The organism is Methanobacterium sp. (genome assembly GCA_030017655.1).
Taxonomy (GTDB): domain Archaea; phylum Methanobacteriota; class Methanobacteria; order Methanobacteriales; family Methanobacteriaceae; genus Methanobacterium_D.
This window is the reverse complement of sequence record JASEIM010000007.1, coordinates 40,508-55,348: the sequence shown is the minus strand read 5'-3', so window position 1 is coordinate 55,348 and position 14,841 is coordinate 40,508. Positions and strand designations below refer to the sequence as shown.

Genomic DNA, 14,841 nt, shown 5'->3' with positions numbered 1-14,841 from the left:
AATTAAATTAAAAGATAAATTTAATAGTTAAAAATTTATTTAAGAATTTTTAACAGATATTCTCTTAATTCTTCCTTTACTTCATCATGTTCCAGTGCAATTTCAATGGAACTTTTAAGCCAGTCCACAGTATTTCCAATATCATACAGTTTGCCATTGAAAATACAGCCGTAACTTTCGTCAAAAAGTCTTAGAGCGTCAGTTAGCTGAATTTCTCCGCCAACTCCTGGAGGAATTTCATTGATATAATCAAATATTTCAGGGGCTAAAATATATCTCCCAATAATCCCTAAATTTGATGGTGCTTCCTCAAATTTAGGTTTTTCAACCAGATCTTCAATTTTATAAAGAGAGTCATTAATTTTATTGCCTTTAATTATTCCATATCTTTCAACCCTTTCATCAGGAACTTCCTCTATGGCAATTACGGCTGAATCGTACTTTTCATGGACGTTCATAAGCTGTTTTGTGCATGGAATTTCTGATTGGGCTATTGTATCTCCAAGCAAAACAGCAAATGGTTCGCCATCGATATGCTTTTTTGCACATAAAATAGCATCGCCCAGTCCTTTCTGTTTTTTTTGTCTAACATAATATATATCAGCCATTTCAGATATTGACTCTATTTCATTAAGATAAGTTGTTTTTCCACTGTTTTGAAGGAAATACTCTAATTCAAACGCCCTATCAAAATGATCCTCAATTGATCGCTTTCCCTTACCTGTTATAATTAAAATATCATCAATTCCTGAAGAAACTGCTTCTTCAACCACATATTGTATGGTTGGTTTATTAAAAACAGGTAGCATTTCTTTTGGTTGTGCTTTTGTGGCAGGTAAAAATCTTGTACCAAGTCCAGCAGCTGGTATCACCGCTTTCATAAATATTCACCTTTAAATTAATGTTATATGTAATTAAATTAAAATATATGTATAAAATACATTCATCTAATTCCTTATAAACTTTTCCAGTTATTTAATTATTTTTATTCAGATTTGGAGATTTAAATATTTCCAATTCTAAAATTAATATAGAATTGTGTCTATATCAGGACTTACTCTGGTTTTTAGTGCTGTCCATGACTCGATATCTGTTTTTTCTTCAATAAATTTTGTTATATCTCCTATTTCCTCGTAATTATACAAAATCAGGTCATATCTATCAAAATTAACTGTAATTTCAGCTATGCTTTTAAATTTTTTAAGCAGGAGATTTATGTTTTCTTTAACTTTATCTTGTTCATTCATGGGACAACTGTATGTTTTTGTTTCTAAATAATATTTTTTATTTGAAGCTAATTTACCCTGTAACCAAATTTATAACTTAATTCAAAATTCTTTAAAAAACGTTATTTATATCTAAAATCTTCAAAAAATCAGATTTAGACATGTTATAAACTTTTAAAGTCTTCTGCATGCTTTTTAGTCCAGATACTATTTCAACTGGATTTTCAGTTAGTTTTGAGAATTCATTGATTATTTCTTTATTAGCTTTTCCCTTAACTGGTGGCGATTTGATCCTTATTTCAATTCTTTCTCTCCACTCATTGTACCCTGCTATTTCGAACTTATTTGACTTCGTGGAGACTTCTATATCTACCAATATTCCTTCCTGAACCTCAATTACTGCTTTCATAGACAATAACCTTTAAATAACTTCATTTAGATTATAATCATTAATATAATTTATGAATTCTAACATTATAATGTAGCATATTAAACTCAAAAACATCTTGATTATTTATTTAAATTGAATTATAATATTCAGATGGTATGTTAAAGTTGGAAATTCTTACCAATCAAAACATTTAAATAGTGAAAAAGAAAAATGATGGTATGTTCTATTGTTACGTTAACTTTAGAATTAGCAGGGGTGGTCGAGCGGTCAAAGGCGCTAGGTTGAGGGCCTAGTGGGTGAGTCCCTTCGCGGGTTCGAATCCCGTCCCCTGCATCTAAACTTTTCTGAGGGAAAAGTTCTCAAACACGAAGTGTTTGGGATGCCAAATATCTCCGATATTTAAGCGTTTAATCAAAATACCCTCGCTGTAGCTCGGAAAATAATAAACTACTAATCAAACCCATTTATTTTAATATGTTCTCAGGCAGTTCCTAAAGTTCTTGTTCTAAAATTATGGTTACTTTTTTTGTTCTAGCAATAATTATCAAAAGAAATCCAACAGATTACTCTAATAATACTCCTTTTTTAAACATTTATGACATCTATAAATATACTTATGCTGAATAGCTCCATCTGAAGCCTTTTCAATCTCAGTATCTTCATGCTCCATTGGTTCAAAACAATCAGAACAAATTCTGTTATTCAAGCATCCTGTTTCAAAATAATGGTCTTCTGTTATGATATTATCATTCTTAAGTTCCCTTAATATTTCAAGGAGTGTTTCCTCATCAATATCTAAAATATCCTCTATTTCACATAAATAATAGTGATCACCATTATCTTCAATGAATGCTTTCACTTTTTCGTATGTAGAATCCAAATTATCACCTTTTAAACATTTTACTCAATTATACAGCCAGAAATGCTCCATTTATTCTTAAATTCCAGAATTACTATCCGTTAGTTAATAGTTCATTCAATAATTATTTTCACTTTTAATTCTTTTCCGTCCTTTAAATCATTGATCAGTTCTTTATTCAAATCAACTGCAGCTTTATCTGCTTTTATCATCAAAGTCCTGCTGCATTTAAACTCGCTTTTTCTGCAAACCATATCTGTGGGATGATCAAGCGTTAATTCAGGATGTCCGTATCCTTTAATTTCATCATATCCATTTTCAGTTTCAAGCTTGACTTTTATTATTGTGTTTTCATTTTTTATGGCTTCCCTGAGCTCATCAGGTAAATCTTCAAGTTTTGTTCTGGATGAAACTCCAATAATGCAATCTGCTTTTATTCCAATCTCTTTATCCATTGTTACCTCAAATGTGGATTTATGCATCGATGTAACATTAGGATGTCCTTTAGCATAGAAAACGTACTCCATTGAATTACTCCTTTAAATTAATATAAAGATTCAAGTAAATTTTTAGATGCATAGCTCCTTATTTTTATCAGAATATATAATCTATTTTACTAATTATTGTAAATAAATAATATTTTAGACAATAAACTTAAAAATCATGCCTTTTTATGGAAAAAAATGATATTTAAATCTGTAAAGTGCAGTAAGTACGGCGAAATGGCTTCAGAACATAAAAAATTTCTTCATGAAGTAGATACTTTTTTTATACCCTGTTTTAATAAAATAGAGGGTGATTAATTTATTTTCTTAAAATAGCGGAATGATTTAGTGTGCTCAATCACCTTCAACACGAGCCGGGGGCTCTTCTTCAATATCAATAGACGATACATTACCCATTTGCTTCACACGTTCACAGATAAGATTTTCAAACTCTTTAGGGCTTAATCCCAATTCTCTTGCCCGATCATGGATAGCTTTAGGTTCGTGGGCTCCATGTTTTATGAAGTTCGCTGCAAATCTGTTAAGATATATTTCCAGCTTTTCTTCATCTGATACTTCCAGTATTCCTGGTATTTCATTAGATAACTTATTTAAATCCATTAATGAAATTCTAAGGGGCATAAAATTTATTACAACATCCCCTGTAAACTTATCAAATTTTATACTCTTAATTCCAACATTTAATCCTTTTAAAGCCATGAAAATCACTCATTAATATTTTTAAATCTTATTAACATATCATGTAATATTAGTTTTTTATTTTATTTAGTATTTTTTAAATCTAAAATAATTTCAAAAAGAGATATTCTCGAAAAAAGACATGATTTATTTTTATCTTAAAATCATATATTAAATTCCATGAAGTTATCCAATTATAATTATATTTATACCAGTACTTTCAAATATTGAAACATGCAGCGAGTCAGAGAAAAAACTCTAAAGCCTAATGACTATAAAAAAATGATTCAAAAGCTTGATATAGAGAATTTTGAATTAAAAACATCATATGTTTTTGAAACCAAATCTACATTAGTTAATTTATTGAGATTAGAGGAATATTTAAATGAAATCCGGCGCTGTGTTAGTTCTGATATGAGAGAAATAAAATTAAAATATTTAAAGTCCGATTATTTGAATAAATCTTCAATTATTGATTCTTTAAGTCTCAATAAACCAAAGGTTTCAAAAAAAAGAATAGAAATGCAAAAGAAGCTTGATCGTGAATTAGGGCCATATCAAAACCTTTTAGACATAATTGATGACTATCTTCAGCAGATAGAAGAAGTGAAGGAGTATATTAATAACATAACTGAATGAATAACTATTTTATGCTCTTTTAAACCAAATAATTTTCATAATTTTTTTAATATATCATTTACATTTATGGTGAATTAAATGGCTACTTACTGTCTTATAATTAGTTTAATGCACGATTCAACAATTCAAATAGGTAAACTTGGAAATTTTGACTTTAAAAAAGGTTATTATGTATATGTAGGCTCTGCATTAAATTCTATTGAAGGTAGAATTAAAAGGCACCTAAGGGAAGAAAAAAAACTATTCTGGCATGTAGATTATCTTTTAAACTCCTCTAACTCCAAAATAGAAGAGGTACTATTTGAAAATAGCGATAAAAAGTGGGAATGTAAAATTGCAGGAGAAATTTCAGGGGAAGGAATATCCATTAATAAATTTGGATGTTCCGATTGCAAATGCAACTCCCATCTCTTCTATTTTAAAGCTATAGAAAATGCCGAAAGCGCCTGTATATATGCATTTAAAAAATTTGAATTGAATGCAGCTAAATTCAAAATTTAATTTATTAGAGACTGGAAAATGAGTTATCTGAAAGTTTAATTATATTCTTTGCAAATACAAAACCTAACACTAAGATACTTATTCCAATAAATAATTCAAACCACGGATATAATACTAATGTAGAAAAATTCATTTTTAAAAGTTCAAATATACCCATCAATGTAATTATACCGCCAAACATCCAATGTATAACAGATAATATCCATTTCTTAATCATATAAGTTAACTCCTCTTTTTCCATACGTGTAATATCAAAATGTCTTTTTTAATATCGAATATAGAAATTTAATTTGACTTAATTTGATTTTAAGCCATATAGTAATTATAAAATAAAAGATAATCTAATTATTTTTTTCACCATTTAACTTGAAACCACTATTTATACATTTTGGTTTAAAAAAAATATGTAATAGCATCATCATTATCATGACTTTATTTAAAATTAAATTATATTCCTTGTTTATCTTGAAATTCATAAAAAGAAAAAGGCTAATAAATCCGTAAATAATATATAAAAGTATTAATATATTATAATATGGTTTAGATGAAAAATATGGCCACCGTTTTTATAACTATTTTGTTAATATCTGCTATCATGGGCTGTACAAATACTAAAGAGCCTGAAAAAGATTCTTCCATATATGGAAGCACCTTTGTTAATTTTCAGATGCCAGATGGATGGGAATTACACCCAATGCCAGGAGAAGGTACTGTAATCTGGATGGGTAGAGATCCACGTATAAGAGTAATTGAATTAAAGAACAAAGAAAAGTTTAATTCGGCATATAAAAAAGCATTAAATACAGATACAAACAGCTATAATGTAATAAAAAGGAAAAAAACTATAGGTAATATAGAAGTGAACATTATAAAGACTACAAGCAATATGAATGGTGATATACAGGATGAATATTTCTTCAAAAAAAATAATAAATATTATCATCTGGTATCATGGGCATTTACAGGATGGAATGGTAATAATCAAACTTCATCAAGAAAAGAAATAGATAAAGCCACAGATACTATCATAAAAACAATAAAATAAATTAGAAGTATTCCAGATAGCTATTTTTGAAATTTTCTGAAAAACTGGTCAAATTCGTCAATATCCATTGGCTCAGGAATAACAAAATCTTCATTTGAATATATAGATTCAGCAAGGCCTCTATAAAGTATAGCCTGTTTTGATTCACTAAATTTTTCAATAACAGTTTTTGCATCGATTTCGCTCTGCTGAACCATTTCACTGCGGGGTATGACACCTATAACCTTGCTTCCAACCCTATCTGCAAAATCGGTTACTATTTCAATTTCGTTTTCAATACCTCTGCAGTTGCAGATAATACCTCCAAGATTACTTTTAAGCTTCTTTATACCTTTACATATATTATTAGCTGCATAAAGCGCCATATATTCCCCTGAGGTTACAATATATACTTCATCAGCGAAATCTTCCCTTAATGGAACTGCAAATCCTCCGCAGACAACATCACCAAGTACATCATAAATAATTATATCCACATCATCAGAAAATGCTCCGAGCTTATCAAGTAAGCCCATTGCAACAATAACGCCCCTTCCTGCGCATCCAACACCAGGTTCTGGACCTCCTGATTCCACGCACCTGACATCGTTATATCCTGAAAATACAATATCTTCAACTACTGCATCTTTTTTTTCTTTTACAATATCCAGTATTGTGGGCGTCCTTCTCCCAACAAGAGTCCGCGTAGTGTCAGCTTTTGGATCACATCCAATTACAAGCACATTATAGTCTTCAGAATATGCTGCCGCAATATTGGAGACAATTGTGGATTTCCCTATGCCTCCCTTACCGTAAATTGCAATTTTTTTGGTTTTATTCATTCTTTTTTCACCAGGGCACCTATAATATCTCCCCGTGTTATAATTCCAATTAATTTATCATTTTCATCAACCACAGGAAGTCTATTTACGTCGTGTTTATCCATGAGTTCAGCAGCATCTGAAATTGAAATATTTCTTCTGACCCTTACAACATCTTTGGTCATAATTTCCCCGATAAGAACAGAAGCAGCTTTAGCCACGCCTTCAGCTAATTCATCAAGTTCAAGGCGCATTCTTACAGGTAATTCAATTAAATCGAGCGGAGCTGGTAGAATCAGGTTAAGATTGGGAGAATGAACTTCAATTAGCCTCATTATATCCCCTTCACTAACAATACCAATAACTTTATTGTCATTATCAACTATTGGGGCTCCGCTTATCTTTTTTTCCCTTAAAATATTGGCAACATAACTTATTGTGTCTTTTTCTTTAAATTTAATAACATTTTTTTCCATAGAATCTTCTACGGTTATCATATCATCACTCCAGAATAATATTTATCTTAAACAATTTCTATTTATCATTTCATTTATTAAGCATTTTTGTAATTGTTTTATGTTTAATTTATCTATTTAACTAAATATTCTTTTTATTATCTTTTTATCCTTTTATAAACTATATCATTAGGCCTAACCTTTTCTTTAACCAATAAGCCTACATTTTGACCTTTTTTAGCCTCTTGAATATCTTTGCCATCAATTTGCATTGATTCAACCCTCTGAACAAAAGAACCGGTTTTATTTCCCTGAATTATAATTTCATCACTAATTTTAAGGTCTTCCCAGAGTCTGATTTCTGCTGCAGAGACCTTTTTATAATAATTAACCACCGAACCAATGTCTTTTTTAGTATAAATAGCTTCATTATATGAACTTGTTTTATAAGGGGTTTTAAAGTAAAATCCTGTGTTAAAACCTCTATTGAAAACTTTTTTAAGCTCGGTAATCCATTTTTCATCGAATTCCCACTTACCATTTTCATATTTGTCAATGGCTTCTCTATAAGTCTTGGTCACTGTTGCAACGTAATCAGCAGCTCTTGCCCTTCCCTCAATTTTAAATGCATCGATTCCAGCCCCAATAAGTTCTGGAACATGTTTTATCATGCAGAGGTCCTTTGGGCTTAAAATATGGCTTTCATTCTCATTTTGAATTAGTTCAAACTCATCAGAATCTTCTGAAATTAATTTCCATTTTTTTCTGCATGGCTGTAAACATTCACCGCAGTTTGCACTTTTCTCGTAAAGTGAGGAACTTAAAAAGCATCTTCCAGAAATTGCAACACACATTGCGCCATGAATAAAAGTTTCAATTTCAAGATTGGTTTTTTCCTTAATTACTTTAATTTCAGAAAGTGATAATTCTCTTGATAAAACAACACGTTTTACACCAAACTTTTCAAGCAGATTAAGAGATTCAAAATTAGAAATATTGGCCTGAATACTCATATGAACATCAATACCTTCATCTCTTGCAAGTTTAAGAGCACCAAGGTCAGAAATAATCAATGCATCCACATCATAAGAATGAATAACCGGTAAAATGTCTTTAAAATAGTCTATATCCCTATTTTTCATTATTGTATTTGTGCAGACATATATCTTTTTATCAGCATCATGACATTGTTTTACTGCATCTTTAAGGGTTTCAAAAGTGAAATTTGTGACATTTGCCCTCATGTTGCATCCTTCAATGCCAACATATACAGAATCAGCGCCATTTTTAATTGCGGCATTTAATGCAGTAAAATCTCGTGCAGGTGAAAGTAATTCAACGATTTTAATCACCGTTAATCTCTTATAAAAAGGAATGATCTAATGAATTAATTTATTGTAAATTAAGGGCATGTACAGCGTTTAGCTTCATATTCTTCAATATTTTCAGGTAATGATGTTGGATATTCTCCTGTAAGGCATCCAAGACAAAGTTCGTCTCTTTTTATGCCTATGCATTCTACAAGTGAATCGACACTCAGATATCCCAGTGAATCCACGCCTAAATATTCTCTTATCTCTTCTATTTCTTTATTTGAAGCTATAAGTTCTCTTTTTGTTGCCATTGCTATTCCATAATAACATGGCGATATAATTGGAGGGCATCCTATTCTTAAATGAATTTCTTTGGCTCCAGCATCCTTTAAAGCATTGACTGTTGATCTTGAAGTAGTCCCCCTCACTATACTGTCATCTATAAGCACTATTTTTTTACCCTCAAGTTCTGATTTGACCGGGTTCATTTTAAGCCTTACCGAGTTCTCACGCTCTTCCTGGGTTGGCATAATAAACGTTCTGCCTACATAACGGTTTTTAATAAGGCCTTCCCCGTAAGGGAGTCCTGATTCTCTCGAATAACCTATTGCGGCAGTAATTGCAGAGTCAGGTACAGGCATTACAACCTCAGCATCTGTAGAATATTCTCTAGCAAGCGCTTTTCCAATGTTTAAACGCACATCATAAACATTCCTATCATCCAGTATACTGTCTGGACGGGCGAAATAAACATATTCAAACATACAATGTGCTCTTCTTGTGGAATTAACATTTTCCATTTTAAAACTATTCATTTCATCGTTTATAACAAGTATCTCTCCAGGTTCTATAGAACGGATGTATTCACCACCAATAGCATCAAATGCAACAGTTTCAGATGCTACAATATCCATATCTCCTTTCTTACCCAGTGAAAGAGGCTTAATTCCTACCGGATCTCTAACCACAATCAGTTCATTGTTAAGTAAAATAACCAGTGAATAAGAACCTATCAGTTTTTTTGATACTTCCTGAATTGCTTTTACTATATCCTTTGTTTTAAGATAAATTTCAGTAAGTAACTGACAGATAACTTCAGAATCAGTATCTGATTTAAATTCATAACCGTGATTTTCCAGTTCCTCCCTCAATTCCATGGAGTTTATAATATCTCCATTATGAGCAACTGCAATTGTTCCAAATTCAAATTCATTAAAAAAGGGCTGTGAATTTTCTATTTTTGATTTACCTGTAGTTGAATATCTTACATGTCCAATTCCAACATGACCCTCTAGTCCTTCGATATTTCCATTGTTAAAAACATCGCAAACGAGCCCCATACCTCTATATGTACACATTTCTTCATCATTGTGTACGGAAATTCCTGCGGATTCCTGTCCCCTGTGCTGTAAAGCATAAAGCCCATAATATATGGATCTTGAAACGTTTTTAGACTTTTTGTGAGAATATGCACCTACAATACCACATTTATCCTGCAATTTCAATTCTCCTGATTTTATCTAGATTAGTTGTATTGAAAATGAAGTTACCCTTTATGGGCTTAGTATATTAAATAAGTTTAATTAAATTTTTCCTTTATTAAAATCTTCCTTTAAGTCTTCAATTTTAGAATCATAAAATATTAAGACTGTTCTGATTATTTTAAGCCAGTCAACAGCATCTTTTTTAGTTAAAGCTGCAATTCGATTTTGACCAACTACAATATTTTCTGGCTTAAATTCATTACTTATAAAATAAATTTGTTCGTAATCATCTAATTCTTCATTAAAAGATTCTTTCCATAATTCTTTTATAGAAAACACTTCAAATAAATCTTTGCTTTGAATATCCTCATATTCGCGCTTCAATGCGGTAAACTCATTCTTTAAACCATTATATTTTTTATTTAAATTATCTGTTTCCTCATTGAGTTTATCATTTGATTTAACAATTTCATCATGTTTAAAAGAAATTTCTTTATTTGCTGCCTCTAATTCTTTATTAATTTGAGATAAATTTCCGATTACTTCTTTTGATTCTTTTAATTTATCTTCAAATTCACGAAGCAGTTTAATATTGGCAATAGCAATTAGCCCTGACCTTATAATTGCATTTTTTATTTCATTCTGTATTAAAAAAGGGTCTATATATTCAACATCATGTCCAAAAGGAAGTTTCATCCGTTCAATATGTCCCACTTCATTTTTCAGGACTTTCTGGAACTTTTCTGCAAGTTCACGTCCTGGGGCATCAACATCAGTTGCAATTAAAACAATATCTGCACCCTTTACAGCTCTCTTTGCTATTTCTGGGCTTGTTGTAGGGATTATAGAGGATATGGTAATGTGGTATTCAGCCCCTAAAGCTATATTCTTCATAGCTCTAGAAATGCTTTCCACATCTGATGCACCTTCTACAATTATCCGTACATCAATAGGATTCTTTGCGTCCATCTATTTCAACCTATATCCTGTAATTTTCTTATTTTGCCAGCTGTACTTTCGTATTCTGCTGGATCTTCCAAAACCACATGCTGCGCAGTATTTTTTTCTTGCGTGGTATGAGTTTTTACCACATCTCCTACACCTAATGTGGGTTTTTTTATTACGCTTACCAAATGAGGGCGTTCCTTTCATTCATTATCCTCCTATAAATTTGAATTTACAAAATTTAGTTCATTAATTAAAACTAATCAGATTAAAAGTTTTTAATTTATTTATATTTTAAAAGTTAGCCTGGAGATATATAAACTATGTTGTCTCCTCTTATAAGTACAATTCCCAATCTTCGGGATGATTCTCCATTTTCAAGTTCTTCAGCATCATTTAATACAAGGTTCATATGCATGTCAAAACTTTTAAGAACTCCCCTAAATTCTCTTCCGCCTTTAAGCTTGATTAATACTTGGGAGTTTAAAGATTTACCTAGTGCATCAAGTGGTCTTGAAACATTCACATTTTTCTGTACACTCACATTATCACCTATCCTATAACATCATTGTTGACATGATATATATTTAAATGTATCCGTCATTAATTAGGAAATATCTTGGACTTTGAGTATAAGTCAATAATATACCATGTTACATCATATAAAGATAATCTAATATTTATTTTAATTAGAAAAACTCCACTAACTACCAATAAAATTAGTAGTAAAGAATTATATCTATTTTTATATATTTAATAGTATTTAAGTTTAAAAATGTTGTTTTGATCCATATATGGCTTAAGCATCAAAAAAGTTTGATCAAAGCACATTTCTGTATGAAATTCTATTTAAAGATTGTTGTTTGATTCTTTATCAAAGTATAAAAGATTTTAAACCCAGATTATGTGTATAGATACATATTCTGTTAATTTCCTGCAATTTTTAAAATTTTTAAATTTGTTAACAGAAATTTTTTTGATAACTTTTATCATTATTACTTTTTATATAATTTACCATACTTAGTATTTCTTAAATTAAATGATTTAACTAAAAAAAGAAAATTTTTAAATTTATTTTTAAACAAATAAATTAGAGTTACTGATATCTTAAATAAACAATTTGCTCTAATACACAATTGTAAAGACCAATTTAACCAAAAATATTTATTAAGCATCAAAAATTAAGTAAATAATATTTAGGGTGTGAGAATTGAAAATAAGAAAACGCTATTATCTTCAAAAAAAGAAATTTAAAAAAGTTAAGGAACAGCTGGGAGATTTTTCCATGTTGATCAAATCAAAAAGTAAGGTGGAAATTCTTGAAGGGGAACCATATAATATTCTATTAATAGACAGGGAACCCCTGATCATGATGATTGAGGATAAACCTGTTCCAACACTTAAAGGCGCATTGGAGCTTGAAATAATGACAAATTACGTTGTTGTAGATATGGGGGCTGTTAAGTTTGTTGCTAAAGGGGCTGATATTATGTCCCCAGGCATTACTGAAGCGGATTTAAACATAAAAAAAGGAGATTTCGTTATTATAGTTGATGAAACCCACAGAAAACCCCTTGCAGTAGGAAAAAGTCTTATTTCGGGCCCAGAAATGGTTGAAAATACTGAAGGAAAAGCCATTGAAACAATCCATTACATTGGGGATAAAATCTGGAATTTAACAGTATAGATGAAAGGTAAGATTATGGAACTTAAATTCAAAGCTGGAAATGTTATTTCCCCAAAGGTCCATGAAATAGGTGTGCTTGCAGTTGGATCTCACCTTGAAAATCATGGGGCTGCACTTCCCATTGATACTGATTCCAAAATAGCTGCCTACATTGCCCTTCAAGCAGCTTTAAGAAGCGGTGCAAAATTTATAGGGATACTGTATGCTGCTACAGAATATTCTTACATAAAACACGGTATTCATATAGATGCAGAAGAGTTAGCTTTAAAGCGCCTCCTTCCTACACTCAAAAATGCAAAGAAATGTCTTAATATCAAAAAAGTGGTTCTGGTAAATGGACACGGAGGTAATATTCCGCTTCTTGATTATCTGGATGATATAGAAAAAGAAATGGAAATTAAGATAATATTCAATAATAAAATAGTTGAAATAGAAGGCCCCCATGCAGGAACCGGTGAACTTTCAATAGGAAGTGTTTTAAATATTGTTGATGAGTCAAAGCTTGAAGAACACTGCAACTTTAAAAATCATCCAGAAGTAGGTATGGTTGGTTTCAAAGAAGCACGTAGTATTGACAAAGGAATTAATAAAGGTGCAGTATCTGTAGAAAATGAGGGTGTTTGCATAGATATTGAATTAGGCAATGAATTGCTGGAAACTGCAATTAGCGATGTAATTAAAGACATAGAAAAGTTGCTGGATTAATTAAAATAATTTTTGTATCTATTATAACTTTTAAGGTGTTCCTTTGAATTTAAATAATATTAATAACTTTAAAGTGGAAAAAAAAGACATTTTAGTATCTACAATTCTTTTTATCCTGACTTTTATCATTTATATTAAGTTCTTAGCACCTTCCATATTTGAAGGTGATCCTGCAGAGTTTTCCATAGTGTGTTATATCCTAGGGATACCGCATCCCAACGGTTACCCTATATACACATGGATCGGGCATATTTTTACCATGATTCCAGTTGGAACTGTTGCTCAAAGAGTAAATACAATGTCAGCATTTTTCGGTGCAATAACCGTATCTATAGTTTACATTATAGTGTTCAAATTAGTTATATTGAATAAAAAGTTATTTAAAGATAAAAACATGTCTGATTCACATTTAACTAAAGTAAATTCAGATTTTAATATTTATAGATTGATTGCAGTGATTGCTGCGCTTTCACTGGCATTATCCAAAACTTTCTGGTCACAGGCAGAAATAGCAGAAGTTTACACTTTAAATGCATTTTTTATAGCCTTAATGATTTTAATACTCATAAAATGGAACGAAAACAGAGATATTAAATATTTATATGTATTTTTCCTTATTTATGGGCTGAGTATCGGAGCTCATGCATCTAATCTTTTTTTTATGCCTGCTTTCTTATTATTCATCGCTTTAACTAATTATAAAATATTTTTAAACCATAAAAATTCAATTATATTTATTTCAATCTTCATGATCGGATTACTTCAATTTGTATATATCTTGATAAGAGCTTCTCAACATCCAGGATTCGGTGAAGTTCCCCAGAGCATTTATGAATGGTGGATGTTGATTACAGCCCAGAAATTTTCAAATCATTTTATAATTTCATTTCCCAAGATTCCTGAAAATATTTTAATGTATCTGGGATTTTTAAAAGCTAATTTTTCGTATATGGGTTTGGTTTTAGGGATACTGGGATTAATAGGTTTATTTAAAAATAATATTAAATATTTAATCCTTTTTAGCATGATGTTTTTTTTAAATGTTTCCTTTTACATAAATTATTATGTATTTGATTTTGAAGTGATGTTTATTCCTTCATTTCTGATATTTTCAATATTTATTGGCATTGGCATAATCACTTCATTTAACTTTGTTAAAGATGCGTTAAAAAACCATGAAATAGGTTTTAACCCTTTAAGGAATTTTTTAAAGCTATTTTTAGTTATTATACTTTTTTCATCTCTTCTGGTTCCAGTTACTTCTTACTTTACAAACCATGGTCAGATTGAAGAGATAAACAACGATAAGTTTGCTTACTTTGCTTATACTGCTTTAAAAGAAGTTCCTTCCAATTCAACCATCATTACTTACTGGAAATCCTATGCAGCATTTAAATATTTCCAGATTGTGGATAAAATTAACCCAAATGTAACTATCATCCAGGTAGAAGAAGATGATCTTTTAAATACAGCAAATCAAAAGATAAATAGTGGAAATGTGTTCGTATTCCATGAACTTGATAATTTAAGTCAAAATTATTATCTGATCCCTTTTTTAGATATTTCAGAGGTTGGAACTTTATATAAGATCGAAAAGGTTTATTAAA

At 30.5% G+C, this 14,841-nt stretch carries 20 protein-coding genes and 1 tRNA gene; 7 read left to right on the top strand and 14 right to left on the bottom strand.

The features are described 5' to 3' along the window. Positions 1-35: 35 nt before the first annotated feature. The 3 genes from galU to QMD61_04775 all read right to left on the bottom strand — a co-directional run bounded on the left by galU (position 36) and on the right by QMD61_04775 (position 1,635). Positions 36-881, bottom strand: a complete 846-nt coding sequence (gene galU, locus QMD61_04785) for a UTP--glucose-1-phosphate uridylyltransferase GalU (protein MDI6723940.1) — start codon at positions 879-881, stop codon at positions 36-38. 144 nt (positions 882-1,025) lie between these two features. Next, the gene (locus tag QMD61_04780) at positions 1,026-1,247 is read right to left on the bottom strand and encodes a hypothetical protein (GenBank protein ID MDI6723939.1); all 222 of its coding nucleotides are present in this window, start codon (positions 1,245-1,247) and stop codon (positions 1,026-1,028) included. A gap of 91 nt (positions 1,248-1,338) precedes the next feature. Then, complete coding sequence (locus tag QMD61_04775; GenBank protein ID MDI6723938.1) at positions 1,339-1,635, bottom strand: DUF167 family protein; 297 nt, start codon at positions 1,633-1,635, stop codon at positions 1,339-1,341. 231 nt (positions 1,636-1,866) lie between these two features. On the opposite strand from QMD61_04775, the gene QMD61_04770 reads away from it, so the two are divergent. After that, positions 1,867-1,950, top strand: a tRNA-Leu gene (locus QMD61_04770). 235 nt (positions 1,951-2,185) lie between these two features. On the opposite strand, the gene QMD61_04765 is transcribed toward QMD61_04770, so the two are convergent. The 3 genes from QMD61_04765 to QMD61_04755 form a co-directional block, all read right to left on the bottom strand. Further along, complete coding sequence (locus tag QMD61_04765) at positions 2,186-2,497, bottom strand: hypothetical protein (GenBank protein MDI6723937.1); 312 nt, start codon at positions 2,495-2,497, stop codon at positions 2,186-2,188. A gap of 92 nt (positions 2,498-2,589) precedes the next feature. Next, entirely contained in the window at positions 2,590-3,003 is a 414-nt protein-coding gene (locus QMD61_04760; GenBank protein MDI6723936.1) for a DUF371 domain-containing protein, read from the bottom strand. A 312-nt stretch (positions 3,004-3,315) separates the two neighbouring features. Further along, on the bottom strand, positions 3,316-3,681 hold the full coding sequence (locus QMD61_04755; protein ID MDI6723935.1) for a hypothetical protein: 366 nt from the start codon (positions 3,679-3,681) through the stop codon (positions 3,316-3,318). Between the two features lie 213 nt (positions 3,682-3,894). Between QMD61_04755 and QMD61_04750 the strand changes: the two genes are divergently transcribed. Together QMD61_04750 and QMD61_04745 are read left to right on the top strand one after the other, a co-directional pair. After that, positions 3,895-4,299, top strand: a complete 405-nt coding sequence (locus QMD61_04750; GenBank protein ID MDI6723934.1) for a hypothetical protein — start codon at positions 3,895-3,897, stop codon at positions 4,297-4,299. A gap of 78 nt (positions 4,300-4,377) precedes the next feature. Next, positions 4,378-4,800, top strand: coding sequence for a GIY-YIG nuclease family protein (locus QMD61_04745; GenBank protein MDI6723933.1), 423 nt, complete (start codon positions 4,378-4,380; stop codon positions 4,798-4,800). Between the two features lie 4 nt (positions 4,801-4,804). Here QMD61_04745 and QMD61_04740 read toward each other — a convergent pair whose 3' ends face one another. After that, a complete protein-coding gene (locus tag QMD61_04740) occupies positions 4,805-5,017 on the bottom strand; it encodes a hypothetical protein (GenBank protein ID MDI6723932.1) in 213 nt (70 codons plus the stop codon). Positions 5,018-5,344: 327 nt separating this feature from the next. Here QMD61_04740 and QMD61_04735 point away from each other — a divergent pair, with 327 nt between their 5' ends. Beyond that, positions 5,345-5,845 carry a hypothetical protein gene (locus tag QMD61_04735; GenBank protein MDI6723931.1) on the top strand — a complete coding sequence of 167 codons (501 nt, stop codon included), beginning with the start codon at positions 5,345-5,347 and terminating at the stop codon, positions 5,843-5,845. A 20-nt stretch (positions 5,846-5,865) separates the two neighbouring features. Here QMD61_04735 and cfbC read toward each other — a convergent pair whose 3' ends face one another. The 7 genes from cfbC to QMD61_04700 form a co-directional block, all read right to left on the bottom strand. After that, positions 5,866-6,666, bottom strand: a complete 801-nt coding sequence (gene cfbC, locus QMD61_04730) for a Ni-sirohydrochlorin a,c-diamide reductive cyclase ATP-dependent reductase subunit (GenBank protein ID MDI6723930.1) — start codon at positions 6,664-6,666, stop codon at positions 5,866-5,868. After that, complete coding sequence (locus QMD61_04725) at positions 6,663-7,142, bottom strand: CBS domain-containing protein (protein ID MDI6723929.1); 480 nt, start codon at positions 7,140-7,142, stop codon at positions 6,663-6,665. Before QMD61_04725 ends, cfbC begins: the two co-directional genes overlap by 4 nt. 116 nt (positions 7,143-7,258) lie before the next feature. Next, positions 7,259-8,443: a U32 family peptidase gene (locus QMD61_04720; protein ID MDI6723928.1), complete on the bottom strand. Its 1,185-nt coding sequence runs from the start codon at positions 8,441-8,443 to the stop codon at positions 7,259-7,261. A gap of 59 nt (positions 8,444-8,502) precedes the next feature. Then, a complete protein-coding gene (gene purF / locus QMD61_04715; GenBank protein ID MDI6723927.1) occupies positions 8,503-9,912 on the bottom strand; it encodes an amidophosphoribosyltransferase in 1,410 nt (469 codons plus the stop codon). A gap of 84 nt (positions 9,913-9,996) precedes the next feature. Further along, the gene (locus tag QMD61_04710) at positions 9,997-10,866 is read right to left on the bottom strand and encodes a toprim domain-containing protein (GenBank protein ID MDI6723926.1); all 870 of its coding nucleotides are present in this window, start codon (positions 10,864-10,866) and stop codon (positions 9,997-9,999) included. Further along, the gene (locus QMD61_04705; protein ID MDI6723925.1) at positions 10,867-11,049 is read right to left on the bottom strand and encodes a 50S ribosomal protein L37e; all 183 of its coding nucleotides are present in this window, start codon (positions 11,047-11,049) and stop codon (positions 10,867-10,869) included. 94 nt (positions 11,050-11,143) lie between these two features. Further along, a complete protein-coding gene (locus QMD61_04700; protein MDI6723924.1) occupies positions 11,144-11,386 on the bottom strand; it encodes an LSm family protein in 243 nt (80 codons plus the stop codon). Positions 11,387-12,052: 666 nt separating this feature from the next. On the opposite strand from QMD61_04700, the gene QMD61_04695 reads away from it, so the two are divergent. From QMD61_04695 to QMD61_04685, 3 genes are read left to right on the top strand one after another with little or no spacing between them, the layout of a single operon-like run. Then, positions 12,053-12,529: an RNA-binding protein gene (locus tag QMD61_04695; protein ID MDI6723923.1), complete on the top strand. Its 477-nt coding sequence runs from the start codon at positions 12,053-12,055 to the stop codon at positions 12,527-12,529. A 12-nt stretch (positions 12,530-12,541) separates the two neighbouring features. Continuing rightward, on the top strand, positions 12,542-13,234 hold the full coding sequence (gene arfB, locus QMD61_04690; protein ID MDI6723922.1) for a 2-amino-5-formylamino-6-ribosylaminopyrimidin-4(3H)-one 5'-monophosphate deformylase: 693 nt from the start codon (positions 12,542-12,544) through the stop codon (positions 13,232-13,234). Positions 13,235-13,277: 43 nt separating this feature from the next. Continuing rightward, positions 13,278-14,840, top strand: coding sequence for a DUF2723 domain-containing protein (locus QMD61_04685; protein ID MDI6723921.1), 1,563 nt, complete (start codon positions 13,278-13,280; stop codon positions 14,838-14,840). The last annotated feature ends 1 nt before the right edge of the window (position 14,841 follow it).